The 21,955-nt window shown below is 69.4% G+C and carries 23 protein-coding genes; 15 read left to right on the top strand and 8 right to left on the bottom strand.

Annotated features, from left to right (window positions below; translation table 11 throughout):
- Positions 1 to 17: 17 nt before the first annotated feature.
- The 4 genes from pruA to L2Z93_RS04440 are packed head-to-tail and all read left to right on the top strand — an operon-like array spanning position 18 to position 4,368.
- Positions 18 to 1,646: an L-glutamate gamma-semialdehyde dehydrogenase gene (gene pruA / locus L2Z93_RS04425; protein ID WP_090589313.1), complete on the top strand. Its 1,629-nt coding sequence runs from the start codon at positions 18 to 20 to the stop codon at positions 1,644 to 1,646.
- Positions 1,646 to 2,605 (top strand): proline dehydrogenase family protein, encoded by a 960-nt coding sequence (locus L2Z93_RS04430; protein ID WP_090589314.1) that lies wholly within the window; start codon positions 1,646 to 1,648, stop codon positions 2,603 to 2,605. The genes pruA and L2Z93_RS04430 overlap by 1 nt, the downstream gene beginning before the upstream one ends.
- Before the next feature lie 21 nt (positions 2,606 to 2,626).
- Complete coding sequence (locus tag L2Z93_RS04435; RefSeq protein ID WP_090589315.1) at positions 2,627 to 4,027, top strand: acyl-CoA synthetase; 1,401 nt, start codon at positions 2,627 to 2,629, stop codon at positions 4,025 to 4,027.
- A complete protein-coding gene (locus tag L2Z93_RS04440; RefSeq protein WP_090589316.1) occupies positions 4,024 to 4,368 on the top strand; it encodes a VOC family protein in 345 nt (114 codons plus the stop codon). Before L2Z93_RS04435 ends, L2Z93_RS04440 begins: the two co-directional genes overlap by 4 nt.
- Before the next feature lie 11 nt (positions 4,369 to 4,379).
- Here L2Z93_RS04440 and dapD read toward each other — a convergent pair whose 3' ends face one another.
- Positions 4,380 to 5,333 (bottom strand): 2,3,4,5-tetrahydropyridine-2,6-dicarboxylate N-succinyltransferase, encoded by a 954-nt coding sequence (dapD, locus tag L2Z93_RS04445; RefSeq protein WP_090589376.1) that lies wholly within the window; start codon positions 5,331 to 5,333, stop codon positions 4,380 to 4,382.
- A gap of 66 nt (positions 5,334 to 5,399) precedes the next feature.
- On the opposite strand from dapD, the gene dapE reads away from it, so the two are divergent.
- The 8 genes from dapE (at position 5,400) to L2Z93_RS04485 (ending at position 12,242) form a co-directional block, all read left to right on the top strand.
- Complete coding sequence (dapE, locus tag L2Z93_RS04450; RefSeq protein ID WP_090589317.1) at positions 5,400 to 6,464, top strand: succinyl-diaminopimelate desuccinylase; 1,065 nt, start codon at positions 5,400 to 5,402, stop codon at positions 6,462 to 6,464.
- A 55-nt stretch (positions 6,465 to 6,519) separates the two neighbouring features.
- Positions 6,520 to 7,092, top strand: a complete 573-nt coding sequence (locus L2Z93_RS04455; RefSeq protein ID WP_090589318.1) for a cytokinin riboside 5'-monophosphate phosphoribohydrolase — start codon at positions 6,520 to 6,522, stop codon at positions 7,090 to 7,092.
- A gap of 14 nt (positions 7,093 to 7,106) precedes the next feature.
- On the top strand, positions 7,107 to 8,888 hold the full coding sequence (gene fadD6 / locus L2Z93_RS04460; protein ID WP_090589319.1) for a long-chain-acyl-CoA synthetase FadD6: 1,782 nt from the start codon (positions 7,107 to 7,109) through the stop codon (positions 8,886 to 8,888).
- An 85-nt stretch (positions 8,889 to 8,973) separates the two neighbouring features.
- Positions 8,974 to 9,798 (top strand): dihydropteroate synthase, encoded by an 825-nt coding sequence (folP, locus tag L2Z93_RS04465; protein WP_090589378.1) that lies wholly within the window; start codon positions 8,974 to 8,976, stop codon positions 9,796 to 9,798.
- Positions 9,795 to 10,739 carry a glucosyl-3-phosphoglycerate synthase gene (locus L2Z93_RS04470; RefSeq protein WP_090589320.1) on the top strand — a complete coding sequence of 315 codons (945 nt, stop codon included), beginning with the start codon at positions 9,795 to 9,797 and terminating at the stop codon, positions 10,737 to 10,739. The genes folP and L2Z93_RS04470 overlap by 4 nt, the downstream gene beginning before the upstream one ends.
- A gap of 19 nt (positions 10,740 to 10,758) precedes the next feature.
- Positions 10,759 to 11,148, top strand: a complete 390-nt coding sequence (locus tag L2Z93_RS04475; protein ID WP_090589321.1) for a DivIVA domain-containing protein — start codon at positions 10,759 to 10,761, stop codon at positions 11,146 to 11,148.
- Positions 11,145 to 11,699: a DNA-3-methyladenine glycosylase I gene (locus L2Z93_RS04480; protein WP_090589322.1), complete on the top strand. Its 555-nt coding sequence runs from the start codon at positions 11,145 to 11,147 to the stop codon at positions 11,697 to 11,699. Before L2Z93_RS04475 ends, L2Z93_RS04480 begins: the two co-directional genes overlap by 4 nt.
- 375 nt (positions 11,700 to 12,074) lie before the next feature.
- Positions 12,075 to 12,242, top strand: coding sequence for a DUF3117 domain-containing protein (locus L2Z93_RS04485; RefSeq protein ID WP_162561930.1), 168 nt, complete (start codon positions 12,075 to 12,077; stop codon positions 12,240 to 12,242).
- Between the two features lie 55 nt (positions 12,243 to 12,297).
- On the opposite strand, the gene glgA is transcribed toward L2Z93_RS04485, so the two are convergent.
- Entirely contained in the window at positions 12,298 to 13,455 is a 1,158-nt protein-coding gene (gene glgA / locus L2Z93_RS04490; protein ID WP_090589323.1) for a glycogen synthase, read from the bottom strand.
- Positions 13,456 to 13,582: 127 nt separating this feature from the next.
- On the opposite strand from glgA, the gene glgC reads away from it, so the two are divergent.
- The gene (glgC, locus tag L2Z93_RS04495) at positions 13,583 to 14,797 is read left to right on the top strand and encodes a glucose-1-phosphate adenylyltransferase (protein ID WP_090589324.1); all 1,215 of its coding nucleotides are present in this window, start codon (positions 13,583 to 13,585) and stop codon (positions 14,795 to 14,797) included.
- 61 nt (positions 14,798 to 14,858) lie between these two features.
- On the opposite strand, the gene L2Z93_RS04500 is transcribed toward glgC, so the two are convergent.
- From L2Z93_RS04500 to L2Z93_RS04525, 6 genes are all read right to left on the bottom strand, one after another.
- Positions 14,859 to 15,503 (bottom strand): DUF4126 domain-containing protein, encoded by a 645-nt coding sequence (locus L2Z93_RS04500; protein ID WP_234786155.1) that lies wholly within the window; start codon positions 15,501 to 15,503, stop codon positions 14,859 to 14,861.
- 45 nt (positions 15,504 to 15,548) lie between these two features.
- Complete coding sequence (locus L2Z93_RS04505) at positions 15,549 to 16,217, bottom strand: methyltransferase family protein (protein WP_090589325.1); 669 nt, start codon at positions 16,215 to 16,217, stop codon at positions 15,549 to 15,551.
- Between the two features lie 22 nt (positions 16,218 to 16,239).
- A complete protein-coding gene (locus tag L2Z93_RS04510) occupies positions 16,240 to 17,886 on the bottom strand; it encodes an ABC transporter permease (RefSeq protein WP_090589326.1) in 1,647 nt (548 codons plus the stop codon).
- Complete coding sequence (locus L2Z93_RS04515) at positions 17,883 to 18,782, bottom strand: ABC transporter ATP-binding protein (protein ID WP_090589327.1); 900 nt, start codon at positions 18,780 to 18,782, stop codon at positions 17,883 to 17,885. Before L2Z93_RS04515 ends, L2Z93_RS04510 begins: the two co-directional genes overlap by 4 nt.
- The gene (locus L2Z93_RS04520; RefSeq protein WP_090589328.1) at positions 18,782 to 19,438 is read right to left on the bottom strand and encodes a TetR/AcrR family transcriptional regulator; all 657 of its coding nucleotides are present in this window, start codon (positions 19,436 to 19,438) and stop codon (positions 18,782 to 18,784) included. The genes L2Z93_RS04515 and L2Z93_RS04520 overlap by 1 nt, the downstream gene beginning before the upstream one ends.
- 89 nt (positions 19,439 to 19,527) lie before the next feature.
- Complete coding sequence (locus L2Z93_RS04525; protein WP_090589384.1) at positions 19,528 to 20,157, bottom strand: O-methyltransferase; 630 nt, start codon at positions 20,155 to 20,157, stop codon at positions 19,528 to 19,530.
- 587 nt (positions 20,158 to 20,744) lie between these two features.
- Here L2Z93_RS04525 and sigE point away from each other — a divergent pair.
- Positions 20,745 to 21,395, top strand: coding sequence for an RNA polymerase sigma factor SigE (gene sigE / locus L2Z93_RS04530; RefSeq protein WP_370745842.1), 651 nt, complete (start codon positions 20,745 to 20,747; stop codon positions 21,393 to 21,395).
- An 83-nt stretch (positions 21,396 to 21,478) separates the two neighbouring features.
- Complete coding sequence (locus L2Z93_RS04535) at positions 21,479 to 21,898, top strand: zf-HC2 domain-containing protein (protein ID WP_109395662.1); 420 nt, start codon at positions 21,479 to 21,481, stop codon at positions 21,896 to 21,898.
- Positions 21,899 to 21,955 lie beyond the last annotated feature (57 nt).

The raw sequence follows: 21,955 nt of genomic DNA on the forward strand, positions 1-21,955 counted from the left end.
ACGGAAGGCTGATCGGCATGGACGCGATCACCCAGGTACCCGCGCCGGTCAACGAGCCGGTCCACGAATACGCCCCGAACACCCCGGAACGCGCGCGCCTGGAGGCGGCGCTGGCCGACCTGCAGAGCTCGCCGATCGATCTGCCGCACGTCATCGGCGGCAAGCACGCGATGGGTGACGGCGCCCGCATCGACGTCGTGCAACCGCACAACCACGCGCACGTGCTGGGCACCGTGACCAACGCCGGGCACTTCGAGGCCAACGCCGCCGTCGACGCCGCGATGGCCGCCCGCAACGACTGGGCCAACCTGCCGTTCGACGAGCGCGCCGCGGTGTTCCTGCGCGCCGCCGACCTGCTGGCCGGACCGTGGCGGGAGAAGCTCGCCGCGGCCACCATGCTCGGACAGTCCAAGACCGCCTACCAGGCCGAGATCGACACCCCCTGCGAGCTGATCGACTTCCTGCGCTACAACGTGGCGTTCGCCCGCGAGATCATGGCCACCCAGCCGGTCAACTCCCGCGGCGTGTGGAACCGCACCGACTACCGCCCGCTGGACGGCTTCATCTACGCGATCACCCCGTTCAACTTCACCGCCATCGCCGGCAACCTGCCGACCGCGCCGGCCATCATGGGCAACACCGTGGTGTGGAAGCCGTCCATCACCCAGAACTTCGCGGCCTACCTGTTCATGCAGCTGCTCGAAGAGGCGGGCCTGCCGCCGGGCGTGATCAACCTGGTCACCGGCGACGGGCTGGCGGTCTCCGAGGTCGTGATGAACGACCCGCGGCTGGCCGGCATCCACTTCACCGGCTCCACCAACGTCTTCCAGCACCTGTGGCGTCAGGTCGGCGAGAACATCAACAACTACGACGCCTACCCGCGGCTGGTCGGCGAGACCGGCGGCAAGGACTTCGTCGTCGCGCACGCCAGTGCCCAGCCGGATGTGCTGCGCACCCTGCTGATCCGCGGCGCCTTCGACTACCAGGGCCAGAAGTGTTCGGCGGCCTCGCGGGCGTTCATCCCGGCTTCGGTGTGGAACGAGATGGGTGAGGGCTTCCTCGCCGACGTCGAGGCGCTGACCTACGGTGACGTGACCGACCTGTCCAATTTCGGTGGCGCGGTTATCGATTCGCGCTCCTACGCCAAGCAGGTCGCCGCCATCGAGCGCGCCAAGTCCGCGCCCGGGGTCACCATCGCCGCCGGCGGCGGGTACGACGACAGCGTCGGCTACTTTGTCCGGCCGACCGTGCTGCTGTCCGAAGACCCCACCGGTGAAGAGTTCTCCACCGAGTACTTCGGCCCGATCCTGGCGCTGCACGTCTACCCCGACGACAAGTTCGCCGACATCCTCTCGCTGGTGGACACCGGCTCGAAGTACGCCCTGACCGGGTCGATCGTCGCGACCGACCGGTTCGCGGTGGAGCAGGCGTCGCAGGCCTTGCGCTTCGCCGCCGGCAACTTCTACATCAACGACAAGCCCAGCGGCGCAGTCATCGGACAGCAGCCGTTCGGAGGATCGCGGGCCTCGGGCACCAACGACAAGGCCGGCTCCGCGCTGAACATGCTCCGCTGGACCTCCGCGCGCTCCATCAAGGAGACCCTGGTCCCGCCGCGCAACCACATCTACCCGCATCAGGGCGCCTGATGGCCGGCCTGTTCTCCGTCGCACGCCCGGCGATCCTGGCCGCCAGCCGGTCCGCCCGGCTGCGGCAAGTGTCGGAAAAGGTTCCCGTCACCCGCAAGGTGGTGTCGCGGTTCGTTCCCGGTGAGCGGACCTCCGACGCCGTCGGCGCCGTGGTGGATCTGCGCGCCGGTGGCTGCTTCGCCACCGTCGACTACCTCGGGGAGGACACCACCGACCCGGCGCAGGCCACCGCCACGGTGGAGGCTTACCTGCAGTTGTTGGAGGCGTTCGCCGGCTGGTTCCCGGCCGAGGAGTCGCCGAAGCCGATGGAAGTGTCGCTGAAACTGTCGGCACTGGGCCAGGCGCTGCCCGGCGACGGAGAGAAGATCGCCCTCGACAACGCCCGGCGCATCTGCGAGCGAGCCGCCGAGGTCGGAGTCTGGGTCACCGTCGACGCCGAGGACCACACCACCACCGATTCCACCCTGGGCATCGTGCGCCAACTGCGCACCGAATGGGACTGGGTCGGCACGGTGCTGCAGGCCTACCTCAAGCGCACCCACGCCGACTGCGAGGAGTTCGCCGCCTCCGGCGCGCGGATCCGGCTGTGCAAGGGCGCCTACGATGAGCCCGCCTCGGTCGCCTACCGCGAGCCGGAGCAGGTGACGGCCAACTACCTGGACTGCCTTCGCACCCTGATGGCCGGCTCCGGCTACCCGATGATCGCCTCGCACGACCCGGTGATCATCGCCGCCGTTCCCGGTCTGGCCGCCCAGTACAACCGGGGCACAGACGATTTCGAGTACCAGATGCTCTACGGCATCCGGGAGAGCGAGCAACAGCGGTTGGTCAACGTCGGTTCGCATGTGCGGGTTTACATCCCCTACGGCACCGAGTGGTACGGCTACTTCGTCCGGCGGCTCGCCGAGCGTCCGGCCAACCTGACCTTCTTCCTGCGGGCCCTGGCCGAGAAGAGGTAGCCGGCGAGTAGCGTCGGGCAAGTGCTGCTGGCATCCCTGAACCCGGCCGCGGTGGCCGCCGGAGGCGACCGGTCCGACGCTGTCACCATCGACGGCACGACACTGAGCCGAAGCGATCTGGTCGGCGCGGCCACCTCGGTGGCCGAGCGGGTCGCCGGTCTGCCGCGGGTCGCGGTTCTCGCCGAACCGACCGTCAGCACCGTGCTGGCGATCGTCGGCGCCCTGATCGCCGGGGTTCCGGTGATCCCGGTGCCCTCCGATGTTGGCGCGGCCGAACGCGCGCACATCCTCGGCGACTCCGGGGCCGTGGCCTGGCTGGGCGCCCCCGGCGACGACACCCTGCCCGTCGTCCCGGTGCGCGTCCACGCCCGGTCCTGGCACCGCTACCGCGAACCCGATCCGGACGCCGTCGCGCTGATCATCTACACCTCGGGCACCACCGGCGCGCCCAAGGGTGTTCCGGTGCGCCGCGCCCAGATCGCCGCCGATATCGACGCGCTGGCCAAGGCCTGGGCGTGGACGGCCGACGACACCCTGGTGCACGGCCTGCCGTTGTTCCACGTGCACGGCTTGGTGCTGGGTCTGCTCGGGTCGCTGCGGATCGGAAACCGGTTCTGCCACACCGGAAAGCCCACCCCGGAGGCGTACGCGACCGCGGGCGGGACGATGTACTTCGGGGTGCCGACGGTGTGGTCGCGGATTGCCGCGAACCCGGAAGCCGCCAGCGCGCTGCGCGGCGCCCGGCTGCTGATCTCCGGGTCCGCGGCCCTGCCGACTCCGGTCTTCGAACGGCTGCGGGAGCTGACCGGCCACGCCCCGATCGAGCGCTACGGCAGCACCGAATCGCTGATCACGCTGTCCACCACCGTCGACGGCGAACGCCGCCCGGGCTGGGTGGGCACACCGCTGGACGGCGTGTCGACCCGGTTGGTCGGCGAGGACGGAACCCTGGCGCCGCACGACGGGGAAACCATTGGCCGCCTTGAGGTTCGGGGTCCGATGGTGTTCGGCGGCTACCTCGGCCGCCCTGATGCGACCGAGGAAGCATTCGACGACGGGTGGTACCGCACCGGCGACGTCGCCGTCATCGGCGCCGACGGCATGCACCGCATCGTCGGCCGCGAGTCGGTCGACCTGATCAAGACCGGCGGCTACCGGGTCGGGGCCGGGGAGATCGAAACCGCGCTGCTGGGGCATCCGGGCGTTGCCGAGGCGGCCGTCGTCGGCGTCGACGACGAGGACCTCGGCCAACGGATCGTCGCCTACGTCGTCGGGGACGCCGACGAGGCGGAGCTGATCGACTATGTCGCCCAGCAGCTTTCGGCGCACAAGCGGCCGCGCGAGGTGCGCAAGGTCGACACTCTTCCGCGCAATGCGATGGGCAAGGTGCTCAAGAGGCAACTGGCAGGAGGCGCGAAGTGACGCTGAGGTTCTCCGAATTCTGCGTCGACGCCGCCGATCCCGAGGCGCTGGCCGCCTGGTGGTCGGCCGCGCTGGGATGGCCGGCCGACGTCGAGGACGATATGCACGTGGTGCGCCCGCCGGATGTCGGCGCGCCGCTGTGGACATTCATCGCGGTGCCCGAGGCCAAGACGGTGAAGAACCGCGTCCACTTCGACTTCGTGCCCGATGACCAGCAGGCCGAGGTCGACCGGCTGATCGCGCTCGGCGCGCGGCACGTCGACGTCGGGCAAGGCGAACAGAGCTGGGTGGTGCTCGCCGACCCGGAGGGCAACGAGTTCTGCGTGCTCGCCGCGCGTTGAAAAGAACCGCGTTAGTTGGCGTGCAGGTCCTCGTTGAGGGCGATGCCGTGGCTGTCGCGGGAGACCACCTCGACCGCGCCGGACACCGAATTGCGCCGGAACAGCAGGTTGTTGCCGCCGGAGAGCTCACGGGCCTTCACTGTGCGGCCATCGCCGAGGGTCACCTTGGTGCCGGCGGTGACATACAACCCGGCCTCCACCACACAGTCATCGCCCAGCGAGATACCCAGACCGGAGTTCGCGCCGAGCAGGCAGCGCTCGCCCAGCGAGATCACCTCGGCGCCACCGCCGGACAGCGTCCCCATGATCGACGCGCCGCCACCGATATCGGAGCCGTCGCCGACCACCACGCCCGCCGAGATGCGACCCTCCACCATCGAGGTGCCCAGCGTGCCGGCGTTGAAGTTCACGAAGCCCTCGTGCATGACCGTCGTCCCCGGCGCCAGGTGCGCGCCGAGGCGGGCCCGGTCGGCGTCGGCGATGCGCACACCCTTGGGCAGCACGTAGTCGACCAACCGCGGGAACTTGTCCACCCCGTAGACGGTGACCTGGCCGCGGCGGCGGAGCCGGGCGCGGGTGTTCTCGAAACCCTCGATCCGGCACGGTCCGAAGTTGGTCCACACCACGTTGGTCAGCAGACCGAAGAAGCCGTTGGCGTTGAGCCCGTGCGGGGCGACCAGCGTGTGCGACAGCAGGTGCAGCCGCAGATAGACGTCGTGCGCGTCGACCGCGGGCTCGGACAGGTCGTCGATGACGGTTCGCACGACGACGGTCCGCACCTCGCGGTCCTCGTCGTCGCCGGCCAGCGCCGCGAGATCCGGGGGAGCGTCGTCGCCGGTCAGAATCGTGGTGCCCGGTTCGCCGAACTCGCCCAGCAGCGGGTTGGGAAACCAGGTGTCGAGAACGGATCCGTCGGCGGCCAGCGTCGCCACTCCAATGCCACAAGCTCCAGTCACGCTGGTCAGGTTATCGGATGGCCGCTTCTCGCGACTGGGCACGGCGGTGGCGCCTGCGCGCACTAATCTGGATGGGTGTTGGACTTACACGGTGACCCGATCGCCCTGACCGCGGCGCTGGTCGACATCCCCAGCGTTTCCCGCGACGAACAGCGGATCGCCGACGAGGTGGAAGCCGCGCTGCGCGCGCAGACCACCGGCTTCGAGATCCTGCGCACCGGGAACTCGGTGCTGGCCCGCACCAACCGGGGCCGCAGCAGTCGGGTGCTGCTGGCCGGGCACCTGGACACCGTGCCGATCGCCGACAACCTGCCCAGCCATTACGACGGGGACTTCCTCTACGGCTGCGGGACCTCCGACATGAAGGCGGGTGACGCGGTGTTCCTGCACCTGGCCGCCACCATCGCCGAACCCGCCCACGACCTGACGCTGATCTTCTACGACTGCGAGGAGATCGAAGCGGAGTTCAACAGCCTGGGCCGCATCGAATCCGAGTTGCCGGACTGGCTGGCCGCCGACGTCGCGATCCTCGGCGAACCGACCGGCGGCTACATCGAGGCCGGCTGCCAGGGCACCATCCGCGTCGTGGTCTCGACGGCGGGCACCCGCGCGCACTCGGCCCGATCCTGGATGGGCGACAACGCGATTCACAAACTCGCGCCGGTGCTGGCGCGGCTGGCCGACTATCAGCCGCGCAGCGTCGACATCGACGGCTGCGTGTACCGGGAGGGTCTGTCCGCGGTCCGGGTCGACGGCGGGGTGGCCGGCAACGTCATCCCCGACGCCGCGTCGGTCACCGTCAACTTCCGGTTCGCCCCGGACCGCTCGGTGGAGCAGGCGTTCGCGCACGTCGTCGAGGTGTTCGACGGCCTGGATGTCACCGCGGAGTTGACCGACCGGGCCGCGGGCGCGCTGCCCGGATTGCACCAGCCGGCCGCGGCCGCGCTGGTGGCCGCCGCCGGCGGCGCGGTGCGGGCCAAGTACGGCTGGACCGACGTGTCCCGGTTCGCCGCACTCGGCATCCCCGCGGTGAACTTCGGCCCCGGCGACCCCAACCTGGCCCACCGCCGCGACGAGCGGGTGCAGACCTCGTTGATCACCGAGGGCACGGACATGCTGCGGAAGTACCTGAGCGCATGAGGTCCGCGAGTCGACGATGCGGGGCGAGGGACGAGCCCTGAGGAGGAGCGAGCGCATGACTATGAGTTGGTCGGTGTGCGTGTACTGCGCGTCGGGCCCGATGGACCCGGAGTTGCTGGCGCTGGCCGACGCCGTCGGGCGCGGCATCGCCGAACGCGGCTGGAGCCTGATCTCCGGGGGCGGCAACGTCTCGGCGATGGGCGCGGTGGCCGGCGGCGCCCGGGCCCGCGGCGGACACACCGTCGGGGTGATCCCGAAGGCGCTGGTGCACCGCGAGGTCGCCGACGTCGACGCCGACGAGCTGCTGGTCACCGACACCATGCGGCAGCGCAAGCAGCTCATGGAGGACCGGGCGGACGCGTTCATCACGCTGCCCGGCGGCATCGGCACGCTGGAGGAGATGTTCGAGACCTGGACCGCCGGCTACCTCGGCATGCACAGCAAACCGGTGGTGCTGCTGGATCCGTCCGGCCACTACGACGGGCTGCTGCGCTGGCTGGACGGGCTGGTCGACTCCGGGTACGTCGCGCCGTCGGCGATGAAGCTGCTGCCGGTCGCTCGGGACGTCGAGACCGCGCTGGGCATGTGCGCCCCGGGACCGTCGGTACCGGGTGGCGCGCCGCGCTAGTTAGGCTGTGCGGCATGCCTGCGTCTGATTCCCGCTCGACCGTCAGTGCCCGCGATCTGCTGCGCCAGCTGCCCGGTGTGGCACGCGACCTCCCGGCGATCGTCCGCGGGATCGCCACCGGCCTGCCGGTGCTGCCGACCTCGAAGACCTCGATCGGCAAGGTGTTCCAGGATCGGGCGCGCAAATACTCCGACCGGGTGTTCCTGAAGTTCGGCGATCAGCAGTGGACCTATGCGCAGGTCAACGCCGTGGCCAACCGGTACGCCGACGTGCTGGCCGAGCGCGGGGTGGGCAGGGGCGACGTCGTCGGCATCCTGACCCGCAACGCGCCGCACACCATCTTCCTGATGCTGGCCACCGTCAAACGTGGCGCGGTGGCCGGCATGGTGAACTTCCATCAGCGCGGTGACGTGCTGGCGCACAGCATCGGCCTGCTCGACGCCAAGCTGATTGTCAGCGAATCCGACCTGGTCGAGCACATCGCCGAGTGCGGGGTGCAGCTGCCCGAGGACGTCCTGATGACCGTTTCGGACTTCGACAAGCTCGCCGAGGGCCGGCCCGTCGGCAACCCGTCGTCGGCGTCGGAGGTGCAGGCCTGCGACCCCGCGTTCTACATCTTCACCTCGGGCACCACCGGCAATCCGAAGGCCAGCGTGATGACGCACGCCCGCTGGCTCAAGGCGCTGGCCGGATTCGGCGGCATCGGCCTGCGACTGCGCCCCGACGACGTGCTGTACTGCTGCCTGCCGCTGTACCACAACAACGCGCTGACCGTCGGGATCAGCTCGGCGATGAACTCCGGCTCGGCGCTGGCGCTGGGGGAGAAGTTCTCCGCGTCCCGGTTCTGGGACGAGGTCATCGGCTACGACGCCACCGCCTTCCTCTACATCGGCGAACTGTGCCGGTACCTGGTCAACCAGCCGCCCAAGCCCACCGATCGCGCGCACAAGGTCCGGGTCATCGCCGGCAACGGCCTGCGCCCGGACCTGTGGGACGAGTTCGCCGAGCGGTTCGGCATCGAGCGGATCTGCGAGTTCTACGCCGCCAGCGAGGGCAACGCCGCGTTCATCAACATGTTCAACATTGACAAGACCACCGGATTCAGCTGGTTCCCGCTGGCCTACGTCGAGTACGACGTGGAGACCGGCGACCCCATCCGCGACGAGTCGGGACGGCTGCGCAAGGTGCCCGCCGGCCAGCCCGGCCTGCTGATCAGCCCGGTCAACCGGCTCTCGCCGTTCGACGGCTACACCGACAAGGCCGCCAGCGAGAAGAAACTGATCCGCAACGCGTTCAAGGACGGCGACGTCTGGTTCAACACCGGCGATGTGATGCGTCCGCAGGGGATGGGCCACGCCGCGTTCGGCGATCGGCTCGGTGACACCTTCCGCTGGAAGGGCGAGAACGTCGCCACCACCGAGGTCGAGGCCGCGCTGTCCTCGGATCCGCAGGTGCAGGAGTGCACGGTGTTCGGCGTCGAGGTGCCCAACACCGGCGGCCGGGCCGGGATGGCCGCGATCAAGCTGCGCGACGGGGAGAACTTCGACGGCATCGAGTTGTCGGAGACCTGCTACTCCAAGCTGCCGAGCTACGCGATGCCGCTGTTCATCCGGATCGTGGATTCGCTGGAAGCCACCTCCACCTTCAAGAGCCGCAAGGTCGACCTGCGCGACCAGGCCTACGGTCCCGAGGTGTCCGATCCGCTGTACGTGCTCGGCGGACGCCGCGAGGGCTACATCCCGTTCCACGACGCCTACCCCGAAGAGGTGGCGACCGGGGCCAGCCCCAAGCCGTAGCGGGCGCTGGTCTCGTAGCCTGGTAGGCGTGGCAGTCGACGGGCAGTTCCTGGGCAAACCGGTCGCCGCTGACCGGGCCCTGATCATGGCGATCGTCAACCGCACGCCGGACTCGTTCTTCGACCGCGGCGCGACCTTCACCGACGAAGCCGCCAAGAACGCCGTGCACCGTGCCGTGGCCGACGGCGCCGACGTCATCGACATCGGCGGGGTCAAGGCGGGGCCCGGGCAGTTCGTCGGGCCCGACGAGGAGACCGCCCGGGTGGTGCCGTTCATCGAGTGGCTGCGCGCGGCCTACCCGGAGCAACTGATCAGCGTCGACACCTGGCGCGCCGACGTCGCCAAACTGGCCTGCGCGGCCGGAGCGGATCTGATCAACGACACCTGGGCCGGCGCGGACCCGGGGCTGCCCGAGGTCGCCGCCGAGTTCGGCGCGGGGCTGGTCTGCTCGCACACCGGCGGCGCGACCCCGCGCACCCGCCCGTTCCGGGTCAACTACGGGACCGCCGGCACTGGCGTCGTCGAATCCGTGGTCGCCGAGGTCGTCGCCGCCGCGGAGCACGCGGTGTCCCTCGGCGTCCACCGGGACGCGATCCTGGTCGACCCCACCCATGACTTCGGCAAGAACTCCCACCACAGCCTCGCTTTGTTGCGTCACCTGAAAGATCTTGTAAACACCGGGTGGCCGGTCCTGATGGCGCTGAGCAACAAGGATTTCGTCGGCGAGACTCTTGGTGTGGAACTCACCGAACGCCTGGAGGGCACCCTGGCCGCCACCGCGCTGGCGGCGGCCGACGGGGCCCGGATGTTCCGGGTGCATCAGGTGGCGCCCACCCGACGCGTGCTGGAGATGGTCGCGTCGATCCAGGGGCGGCGCCCGCCCGCCCGGACGGTGAGGGGTTTGGCATGACCACGGCATCAGCCGATAAGTTCCACCTCGACGAAGGCGCCGAGCGCTGGGTCAACACCCACAGCTGGAACCGCCCGCGGTGGACCGTGGACGAACTGACCGCCGCCAAGGCCGGCCGGACCGTGTCGGTGGTGCTGCCCGCGCTCAACGAGGAGGACACCGTCGCCTCCGTGGTGGACTCCATCAAGCCGATGCTCGGCGGGCTCGTCGACGAGCTGATCGTGATGGACTCCGGCTCCACCGACGACACCGAGATCCGCGCGGTTGCCGCGGGCGCCCGGGTGGTCAGCCGCGAGCGGGCGCTGCCGGAGGTCCCCACCGCGCCCGGCAAGGGCGAGGTGCTGTGGCGCTCGCTGGCCGCCACCACCGGCGACATCATCGTGTTCGTGGACTCCGACCTGATCGACCCGGACCCCATGTTCGTGCCGAAACTGCTGGGCCCGATCCTGACCGGCGACAACATCCACCTGGTCAAGGGCTACTACCGGCGGCCGCTGAAGATCAGCGGCAGCGAGGACGCCAGCGGCGGCGGTCGGGTCACCGAACTGGTGGCGCGTCCGCTGCTCACCGCGCTGCGGCCCGAACTCGGATTGATCCTGCAGCCGCTGGGCGGGGAGTACGCGGGCACCCGCGAACTGCTGACCGCGGTGCCGTTCGCGCCGCGCTACGGCGTCGAGGTCGGGTTGCTGATCGACGCCTACGACCGGTTGGGCATCAGCTCGATCGCGCAGGTCAACCTCGGCGTCCGGGTGCACCGCAACCGGCCGCTGACCGAGCTGGCCGTGATGAGCCGGCAGGTGATCGCGACCCTGCTGTCGCGGTGCGGCATCGACGACTCCGGTGTCGGGCTGACCCAGTTCTTCGCCGACGGCGACACCTTCACCCCACGCGTCAACGACGTGTCGCTGGCCGACCGGCCGCCGATGAACACCCTGCGCTGAGCGTGGCAGGATCGGAGGCGTGACTCTGGTCCTGCTCTACCTGGTTGTGTTGGTGATCGTCGCCGGAATCCTGTTCGTGTTGGCCAGCGTCCTGTTCGGGCGCGGCGAGCAACTGCCTCCGCTACCCCGCGGGACGACGGCCACCATGCTGCCGGCCAGCGGCGTAACCGGCGACGACGTCGATTCGGTGAAGTTCGCGCAGGTGCTGCGCGGGTACCGGACCAGTGAGGTCGACTGGGTTCTGGACCGGCTGGCCGCCGAGATCGACTCACTGCGTGGCGAATTGGCGACGACGCGGGCCCTGGCGGGGATCGAGGTGGAACCGCCTCCGCACGGCGAGCACGAGGCACCCGAGGACTCCGCGGCCGGCGTCCGGGCGGGATCCGCGCCCGACGAGGCGCCCGAATGACGGCCGTCGAACCGGTTCGGTGCGACTGGGTCGCCGATGGCCCGCAGATCTACCTGGACTACCACGACCAGGAGTGGGGCCGGCCGGTGCGCGGACGCACCGCGCTGTTCGAGAAGATCGCCCTGGAGTCCTTCCAGAGCGGATTGTCCTGGCTGACCATCCTGCGCAAGCGGGAGAACTTCCGGTCCGCGTTCGCGCGCTTCGACGCGGAGACGGTGGCCGCCTTCGGCGACGACGACGTCGCAAGGTTGCTCGCGGACGCCGGCATCGTGCGGAACCGGGCCAAGATCGAAGCGACCATCAACAATGCCCGCGCGGTCTGCGACCTGGACGTCGACCTGACCGAACTGCTGTGGTCGTTCGCGCCGCCGGCCCGGCCGCGACCGGCGCGGTTGGCCGACATACCCGCGGTCACACCGGAATCCACCGCGATGGCCAAGGAGCTCAAACGCCGTGGCTTCCGGTTCGTCGGCCCCACCACCGCGTACGCGCTGATGCAGGCCACCGGGATGGTCGATGACCACCTGGCGAGTTGTTCGACGGAGTTCTAGGCGGCGCCTCGTGCCAGTTACCGCAGGGCGGCGAGACGCCGGTATTTCGGCCTCCAGTCACTGGCGTCGATTGATTCCGGCCTGACGTCACTGGCAAGCGATGGTGCGGGCTGTTTGCCCGGCCTCAGGTCACTGGCGGGCGGTGATGCGGGCTGTTGCCCGGCCTGAGGTCACTGGCGCGGATCGATGCGACGGTCACGCGTCCGCCGTGCGCGGTCAGGCTGCGTGGAATCGCGTTCGGCGCTCGTCGGCGGATGAATACGCGGCGCACGGGTGGTCAATTCACACCTGCCCACGCCGATAGGGAACAATAGAGGGCCGAAGAAGGCCACGGGCCGCGAAGGCGGTCCGGCCCGAAACCGGAGGGAGTGCTCGATGGCGGCGATGAAGCCCCGTACTGGTGATGGTCCGCTGGAAGCGACCAAAGAAGGGCGCGGCATCGTGATGCGGGTACCACTGGAGGGCGGCGGACGCCTGGTCGTCGAGCTGACCCCGGCCGAAGCCGCTGCCCTGGGCGAGGAGTTGCGCGGGGTCACAAGCTAAGACCCAGCCTCAGCGCCGTGGGCCCCGCGCCATTGAACGGCGCGGGGGTCACCAGCTAAACCAGCGAGTTGTAGATCTCCAGGGTCTGCTCGGCGATCCGAGCCCAGGAGAACTCGTCGATGCAACGCTGCCGCCCGGCCGATCCGTAGGCCGCGGCCCGATCCGCGTCGGCGACCAGGGCATTGACCCCTTCGGCCAGACCGGCCTCGAACGTTTCCACATCCTCGGGGGTGTACCGCACCAGCGTGCCGGTGACGCCGTCGTCGACGACCTCGGGGATACCGCCGACGGCCGAGGCGACCACCGCGGTCCCGCAGGCCATCGCCTCCAGGTTCACGATGCCCAGCGGCTCGTACACCGACGGGCAGACGAACACCGCTGACGCGGACAGGATCTCGCGCACCTTGGGCATCGGCAGCATCTCCTGCACCCAGAACACCCCGCTGCGGGCTTCCTGCAGGCCGGCCACGGCCTGAGTCATCTCCGCGGCGATCTCCGGGGTGTCCGGCGCGCCGGCGCACAGCACCAGCTGCACCTCGGGCGCGAACTGATGCGCCGCGGCGACCAGGTGCTTGACGCCCTTCTGCCGGGTGATCCGTCCGACGAACGACACGATCGGCTTGCTCGGGTCGACGCCGAGGTCGGAGAGCACCGAGGTGGATCCCACCTCGACCGGATGCCACACCGAGGTGTCGATGCCGTTCTTGACCACGTGCACCCGGTCCGGGTCGAGCCCCGGGTACACCGACAGCACGTCGTCGCGCATGCCGGAACTGACGGCGATCACCGCGGCGGCGGCCTCCATCGCGGTCTGCTCCACCCACGACGAGATGCGGTACCCGCCGCCGAGCTGCTCGGCCTTCCACGGCCGCATCGGCTCCAGCGAGTGCGCGGTGACCACGTGCGGGACGCCGTAGAGCAGCGAGGCCAGGTGCCCGGCCATCCCCGCGTACCAGGTGTGCGAGTGCACGACGTTCGCGTCGCCGGCGGCGTTGGCCATCACCAGGTCCGCCGACAGCGTCGAGATCGCCGCGTTGGCGCCGGCCAGCGCGGGATCCGGTTGGTGCACAAAGGCGGTGTCGCGAGGCGCGCCCATGCAGTGCACGTCGACCTCGCAGAGCTTGCGTAATTGGGCCACCAGCTCGGTGACGTGGACTCCGGCGCCGCCGTAGACCTCCGGTGGATATTCCCTTGTCATCATCGCCACGCGCATACCTGCAGACGGTAGCCGAACCCGGCGCCCGACACCGCGGGTTGTCACAACCGGTGGATTACGGCAATAACCCATCAATCGTCGCAATGCCTGGCCGCATCCGCCATCGGCCGATAGGTTAGGGCGCATGAGGGAAGCAGCACATGTGCTGGGAATTGTTCTCGCCGGCGGAGAGGGCAAGCGCCTTTACCCGTTGACGGCCGACCGCGCCAAGCCGGCAGTTCCGTTCGGCGGTGGATACCGGTTGATCGACTTCGTGCTGTCGAACCTGGTGAACGCCCGCTACTTGCGGATCTGCGTTCTCACGCAATACAAGTCGCATTCACTGGACCGCCACATCTCGCAGAACTGGCGACTGTCGGGCCTGGCCGGTGAGTACATCACCCCGGTCCCGGCGCAGCAGCGGCTCGGCCCGCGCTGGTACACCGGATCGGCGGACGCGATCTACCAGTCGATGAACCTCATCTACGACGAGGACCCCGACTACATCGTCATTTTCGGCGCCGACCACGTGTACCGGATGGACCCGTCGCAGATGGTGCAGCAGCACATCGACAGCGGCGCCGGCGCCACCGTCGCGGGCATCCGGGTGCCGCGCAATGAGGCGCACGCGTTCGGCTGCATCGACGCCGACGCCAACGGCAAGATCCGCGAGTTCGTGGAGAAGCCGGCCGACCCGCCGGGATGCGCCGACGACCCGGAGTCGACGTACGTCTCGATGGGCAACTACGTGTTCACCACCAGCGTGCTGGTCGACGCGATCAAGGCCGACGCCGAAGACGACCATTCCGATCACGACATGGGCGGCGACATCATCCCGCGGATGGTTTCGCAGAACATGGCCGACGTCTACGACTTCAACGACAACCAGGTGCCCGGCGCGACCGAACGCGACCACGGCTACTGGCGTGACGTCGGAACGCTCGACGCGTTCTACGACGCGCACATGGATCTGGTGTCGGTGCACCCGGTGTTCAACCTGTACAACCGTCGCTGGCCGATCCGCGGCGGCTCGGAGAACCTGGCCCCGGCGAAGTTCGTCAACGGCGGCGCGGCGCTGGAGTCGGTGGTGGGCGCCGGCAGCATCGTCTCGGCGGCCTCGGTCCGCAACTCGGTGCTTTCCAGCAACGTCACCGTCGAGGACGGCGCGATCGTCGAAGGCAGTGTGCTGATGCCCGGTGTGCGGGTGGGCCGCGGCGCGGTGGTCCGCCACGCGATCCTGGACAAGAACGTCGTCGTCGGCCCCGGCGAGATGGTCGGGGTGGATCTGGAACGCGATCGGGACCGCTTCTCGGTCAGCTCCGGCGGCGTGGTGGCCGTCGGCAAGGGCATCTGGATCTAGCGGGATACATGCGCTAGACCCGCTGCGCAAAGCCTCCGCAGGCTCCGGCTTTGCTGGCGATCTAGCGCGGCGTCGGTTCGTGCCAGTCCGGCGGCACGTCCGTCGGCGGTGAGTACGGCGCGGGTTCGCGCTTGCGGGTCTTGATCCGGCGCCACAGCTTCCACGCCCACCACGCCATCACGGCGAGCAGAACCAGCACGAGCACCGGCAGCAACAGCGCCACCAGAACCAATCCGAAACTGGTGATGTCCTCCGCGGTGGACAGCACCGGGGCGGCCACCCCGGCGGTGGCGACGTTGGCCGCCGGGCGGACCGCCGATTTCGCCAGCGACACCGTCAGCGCGATCAACACACCGGCCAGCACCGGGACCCAACCGCCGGACTGTGCCCATTGGCCCGGGTCGGCGATGGCGTCGGTCTGCGCGGCGGTCCCCGAACCGAACACGATGCCGCCGGACGCGGGCCGGACCACCGTCTGAATGGTGTCGTTGATGGAGTCGAGCACCGGGATCTTGTCGGCGACGACCTCGAACACCAGCAGCACCGCGACGATGATCAGCACCCAGCCGTTCTGCAGCCAGTTCCAGCCCGCCGGCAACGTGACGACATCGGTGAATCGGGCCAGCAACCCGACCATCAGCAGCGGGATATAGGCATTCAACCCGGCGGCCGTCGACAGTCCCAGGCCGGTCAGCAACGCTTCCACGGTCTCAGTATGAGTTCTGGCGTCACCAAATCATGAGTTCTAGCCTCACCAAATCGCCGGGATCAGCCGGGAACGGGTCTGGGTCGTGTACGCGTCGTATCCGGGGAGATCCTCGCGCAGCATCGACTCCTCATCCAGAATCCGGGCGACCAGCGAGCCGAACAACGGCACGAGGAGCAGCAGCGCCCAGTAGGACCCCAGTCCCAACGCCATCCCCGCGGCCATCGCCAGCGAGCCGCTGTACATCGGGTGGCGCACCACGCCGTAGAGCCCGGTGGTCACCAGTTCCTGGCCGCCTTCGACCCGAATGGTCGCCGCCGCCCAGACGTTCTGCACCACCACCCACATCGTCAGCCACAGTGCGATCGCCGTCACCGCCAGCCCGACGACGCACAACCAGGTCGGCATATGCGACCAGCCGAAGCGCCGGTCCAGCCCGCCGACGACGATGATCGCCAGGAAACTGAGCTGCAGCACACCCACCGCGACCTTCTGGGCCGGTCGGGTCTCGGCCCGCGGGCCCGCGTGCATCCGCCGCTCCAGCACGTCGGGCGCCTTGGCGAGCAGGTAATAGGTGTACGGCAGTGACAGCACAACCATCACCGCGATCTCGGCCCACCCCTGCCAATAGTCCAGGGTGCCGGCCGATCCGAACAGTAGGGCGCCCAGCAGGACGAGGCCGCCGATGGTGGACAGCCACACTCGTAGCATCATCTCGATCTCCTCACGGTTGTCGTTATTGACAGTTCACGTCGCGACGACGGAAAGCCGCTGCCCCCGCAGCGATCAGCGCGCCGTCGATCACCAGCAACCACAGCAGCGGTTGTCCGGTGAAATGCCCGGCGCCGACCAGCGGCGCGTGCGAATAGGGTTCTAGATCCTTTACCCACCAGGGGAATTCACCGATGGACCCGAGCAGGTGCAGCGCGACGAAGGCGACCAGCACCGCCCAGGCGGCCGGCGCGCACCGGGGCGCGAGGCCGATCAGGAACACGGTCACCGCGGCGAGCAGCCAGACCCCTGGGAGCTGGACTGCCGCGGAGCCGATCACGGAGGGCGCCAGGCCGATGTCACCTGCGCTGACGGCGTAGATCGCGCCCGCGATGGCGCCCGCGAAGATCAGCGCCACCGCGGAGCCGGCGAGTGCGATCGCGAGATAGCTTGCCAGCCAACGGGTTCGCGGCACGGCGCCGGACAGCACCGTCTCCGCACGGCCGCTGATCTCATCCTGGTGTGCTCGCAGCGTCACCGACACGGCGAAAGCGGAGGTGAGCACCGCGATCATGCTGAACGCGACCGCGATGAAAGCCGATTCCAGAGCGGGTGTGCCGCCGAGGCGGGTGACGATGTCGTGGACGGCTTCCTGGTCTCCCAGCTCGTCGCCGATGCCGTGCGCCACCGAACCGATCATCAGGCCGTACAGGCACAATCCGGCCGTCCACAACAACACCGAACCACGGTTGACCCGCCACCCGAGGCCGAAGACACCGCCGAGCCCGGCGCCGGCGCGAGCCGGACCGGGCCGCTCGGGCAGCAGACCGGCGCCGACATCGCGGCGGGACAACAACAGATAGGCCAGCCCGGTCAGCACCGCACCGGCGAGCATGTGCAGCGCGAACACCCAGTACCGGTCCCCGGCGAACGCGCGCAGCTGCAGCGACCAGCCCAGCGGCGACAGCCAGGACAACGCGCTGGACCCGTCGGCGGCGGAAACATCGCCGGCGGCGCGCAACGTGAAGGCCGCCGCCAACAGTGAAAGGGACAGGGCGCGTGCGGTTCTCGCCGAGGTGGTCACCTGCGCGGCAAGTGCCGCGACGGCGCCGAACACCAGTCCGGCGCCGACCAGCCCCAGGCAGAAAGCCAGCGATCCGGCGGCGGGGATATCGGTGGTCAACAGCGCCAAGAAGCCGATCAGCCCGGTGGCCAGGGCAGCGCCGTAGGCCAGCGTCAGCGCAGCGGTGAGCTCGGCGAAGCGGCCCACCGCCGTCGAGCCGATCAGCTCCGCGCGCCCGGTCTCCTCCTCGGCGCGGGTGTGCCGAATGACGGTCAGGATGACCGCGACGGCCAGCAGGAGGGTGTAGGCGCCGGCCTTCCACAGTCCGACCGCGCCGAGATTGTCGGCGTAAATGTTGCCGTACATAGCGCGCTGGGCCGGGCTGGCCATGATGGTCGCCGCCATCGCGGCCCGGTCGTCCTCCGTCGGGTACAGCGCGGCGATGCTGCCGACGTACACGCTGGCCAGCGGAACGGAGAGGATCAGGATCCATAGCGGCGCGATGATCCGGTCGCGGCGCAGACACAGCCGCAACAGCTTGCCGGTTCCGGCGAAGTTCGACGCCGCCGCGACCGGCGGGGGCGGAGACGGGGCGAGGGTGACGGTCATGCCCGCACCGGCTCGGCCCCGTAGTGGCGCAGGAACAGGTCCTCCAGCGTCGGGGGGCGGCTGTCAAGGCTGCGCACTCCGACCTGACCGAGCACTCGGACCAGCTCGCCGAGTGCGTTGCCGTCGACCTGGGCGTGCAACACCGGGCCCTCGAACCGAATGTCCTGGACGCCGGGGATCCGGCGCAGGTCGCCGGGGTCGGCCAGCAACTCGGCGGTGATGGATGTGCGCGACAGGTGCCGCAGCGACGCCAGCGATCCGGTCTCCACCGTTCGGCCGGCCCGGATGATGGTCAACCGATCACACAGCCGCTCGGTCTCGGCGAGGATGTGACTGGACAGCAGCACGGTGACCCCGCGCTGCTTCGCTTCGGCCACGCACTGCTGAAAAACGTTCTCCATCAACGGGTCCAGTCCGGTGCTGGGCTCATCGAGGAGCAGCAGCCGGGCGTGCGAGGCGAAGGCCGAGACCAGCGCGACCTTTTGCCGATTGCCCTTCGAGTAGCTGCGCGCCCGCTTGCGCGGATCGAGGTCGAAGCGTTCGGTCAACTCCGCGCGACGGCGTTCGTCGAGACCGCCGCGCATCCGCGCCAGCAGGTCGATGATCTCGCCGCCGGTCAACGCGGGCCACAGCGTCACATCCCCGGGCACGTAGGCGATCTGACGGTGCAGCGCCACCGCGTCGGTCCACGGATCCGCGCCGAGCAGGCGAACATTGCCGCCGTCGGCGCGGGCCAGGCCCAGCAGGATCCGGATGGTGGTGGACTTTCCGGCGCCGTTGGGGCCGAGGAACCCGTGCACCTCGCCCGGCGCGACGCACAGGCTCAGTCCATCGAGCGCCGGGGTACGCCCGAATCGCTTTGTCAGACCCCGAATGTCGATGTCCGGCTGGTTCATCAGAGCTCCTCGGGACGGGTGGGGATGGGCAGGCCCTGTTCACGGCGGGCCAGGAACGCTTCGTACATGCTGGAATCGGCGAGCAGGCCGTTGGAGTAGAGCTCCAATGCGGGCAGCATCATGTCCTGGGCGTAGTCGTGCAGCACGCGGCGCAGGTCGGTGGGGTCGTCGTGCAACTGGATGTAGAGCAGGAACCCGCCGCCGCCGGCCATAGACAGGAACTTGGCCCGCGCCTTCGGGTCGGGGCTGGGTTTGATGGTCCCGGACCGGACGCCTTCGTCCAGGTACTGCTCGGCGTTGTCGATCACCTGGCGCCACATGGCGCGGGCGAGGTCGCCGCCGGACTGCAGGCTGCGGACCAGGTAGGCGGTCAGCGGCGCGAACTCTTCGATCTCGGCGACGGCCGCCAGCCACGCCGCGGGGTCGTGCGTCTGCATGGTCTCGGATTTGGCGGCCCGGACGGTCTCGATGACGTAGTTGTCGCAGGCCGCGCGGAGCCCCTCCTTGGAGCCGAAGTGGTGGTTCACCAGGCCGGGGCTGACGCCGGCGGCGGTCGCGATGGCCCGCACGCCGACGCCGAATCCGTGCCGGCCAAACTGGTCGATCGCGGCGTCGCGGATGCGGGCTGCGGCGGTGAGATCATCGACTGAACGCATGTTTAATACGTTAAACAAGCGTTCAGTGACGCGTCAAGGAATCACCCACGTGAAGAGTCGTACAACTTGCTGTGAGCGCGGCTGCGGACTCAGCCGGCGCCGGTGTCGTGCTCCCGGGCCGCGGCCAGAATCCCGTCGCTCAACGGGATCAGCACCGGCGCCAACCGCTCGTCCTCGGCGATCATCCGGGCGGCTTCGCGGACTGCGGCGACGGTGGCGTCGTTCGCGTTCGGGTCCCCGGCGCGCCCGCCGAGAGCGGCGCGATGCACCACGATCACCCCGCCCGGGCGCAGCAACCGGATGCCTTCGGCCACATAGTCGGGCTGGTCGGCGGGGTCGCCGTCGATGAACACCAGGTCATAGGACGCGTCCGCCAGACGGGTCAGCACCTCCTGGGCGCGGCCGCTGATCAGCCGGGTGCGCGACGGGCCGATCCCACCTTCGACGAACGCCTGCCGGGCGATGCGCTGGTACTCGGGCTCGATGTCGATGGTGGTCAGCACGCCGTCGGCGCGCATGCCGGACAGCAGCCACAGGCCGGACAGCCCGACGCCGGTGCCGACCTCGACGACGGCCTTGCCGCCGGACAGCCGGGCCAGCAGGCTGAGCAGCGCGCCGGCCGCGGCGCTGACCGCGCCGGCCCCGATGTCGTGCGCACGTTCGCGGACCGCGCCCAACACGGTGTCCTCGGAGATCGAGCCCTCGGCGTGGTAGAGCATCGCCTCGGCGGCCGACGGCGGCGCGGGCGCCGGATCGGCGAGCGTGGGTTCGGGCTCGGGCTCGGGCTCGGTAACCACGGGTTCCGGCTCGACGGGTTCGGCCTCGACGGGTTCCGGCTCGACGGACTCGGCCTCGACGGTGACCTGCTCGATGACCGGCTCCGGCTCCGGCTCAACCACCGGAGGTTCGGGGTCTGCCTTGCGGCTGGGAGGCGGCCCGAACAGCGCGTCCAATGGATCCGGACGATTGGAGGAGTCGTGAGAGCTGCCCATGTTCGCTGAGCGTACGGGTATCGGCGGCGCACCGGTCCCGACACGCCAGCCCAAAGTAACGGAATTATGAGGATTCGGCCAGATCGCCGCAGCTCAACGCGTTTTAGCCGGCTTTCTCAGGTTGGCCACATTGTCCTCACACAGCCCCCACACGCCGATGCACCACGGTATTGAGCATGACCGACCGCGCAGTTGTCCCGACGCCCCGAGAGCAACGGAATACCGCCGTGCTTCCGGGTGTTGCCATGGTCGAGCAACCGATCGTGCGCGCAATGGACGCGCGGGTGGGGGATTGCTCCGAGAGCGGTCAGGAGATGACAACGACCATCGCAGCCCCGGTGACCATGTCCGGTTTGGAACAGGACTATGGCGACACCTGGATCGAGACGTCCGACCAGCCGTCGGGCACGGCGGTATTCGACGCCACCGGCGACAAGGCGGCCATGCCGTCGTGGGACGAGCTGGTCCGCCAGCACGCCGACCGCGTCTACCGGTTGGCCTACCGACTGTCCGGCAACCCGCAGGACGCCGAGGATCTGACCCAGGAAACCTTCATCCGGGTGTTCCGCTCGCTGCAGAACTACCAGCCCGGCACCTTCGAAGGCTGGCTGCACCGCATCACCACCAACCTGTTCCTGGACATGGTGCGCCGCCGCGCCCGGATCCGGATGGAGGCGCTGCCCGAGGACTACGACCGGGTGCCGGCCAACGACCCCGATCCGGAGCAGATCTACCACGACGCCCGGCTGGAGGCCGACCTACAGGCCGCGCTGGATTCGCTGGCGCCGGAGTTCCGCGCCGCCGTGGTGCTCTGTGACATCGAAGGTTTTTCCTACGAGGAGATCGGCGCGACGCTGGGCATCAAACTCGGCACCGTGCGCAGCCGGATCCACCGCGGACGCCAGGCCATCCGCGACCACTTGGCCGCGAACTCCGGACGTTCCGCCGTCGGCGGCGCCGCCTGACCACCGGGCGGACTTCCGTGATTGCCGGCGCGCTGCGCGCTACCCTCGATACGGCGTGGACGCACACCGGAAGAGGAGTCGGGATGGACGAGCAGGGACGGTTCTTCCGTCGCATCGCCTCCTGGCTGCCCAGTCACGGCGCCCACCTCGGATTCCAGCCGGTCCCCAACGCCCCCGGCCCACGCCGCTTCGGCTCCACCGAACACCTGTCGACGGAGGCGCTGGCGGCTTATGTCGACGGTGAGCTGCCGATGGGCGCGCAGGTCCGGGCCAACCAGCATCTGTCGCTGTGCCCGCAGTGCACCGCCGAGGTCGAGGCGCAGCGGCAGGCCCGCTCGGCGCTGCGCGACTCCAACCCCATCACTGCCCCCAGCACGCTGCTGGGCATGCTGTCCAAGATCCCGCTGGCCCCGCCGGTGCCGCCCGACGACCTGATTCAGGATTCTTCGGGCCACACGCCCGGCGACGACGATCCACGACGCAATCCGGGCCGACGTCGATAGACGTCAGGACGCTGCGACAACCGCCGGTAGGGTGGACCCGACGCAACCGAAGGTTTT

This window comes from Mycolicibacterium brumae (assembly GCF_025215495.1).
GTDB lineage: Bacteria > Actinomycetota > Actinomycetes > Mycobacteriales > Mycobacteriaceae > Mycobacterium > Mycobacterium brumae.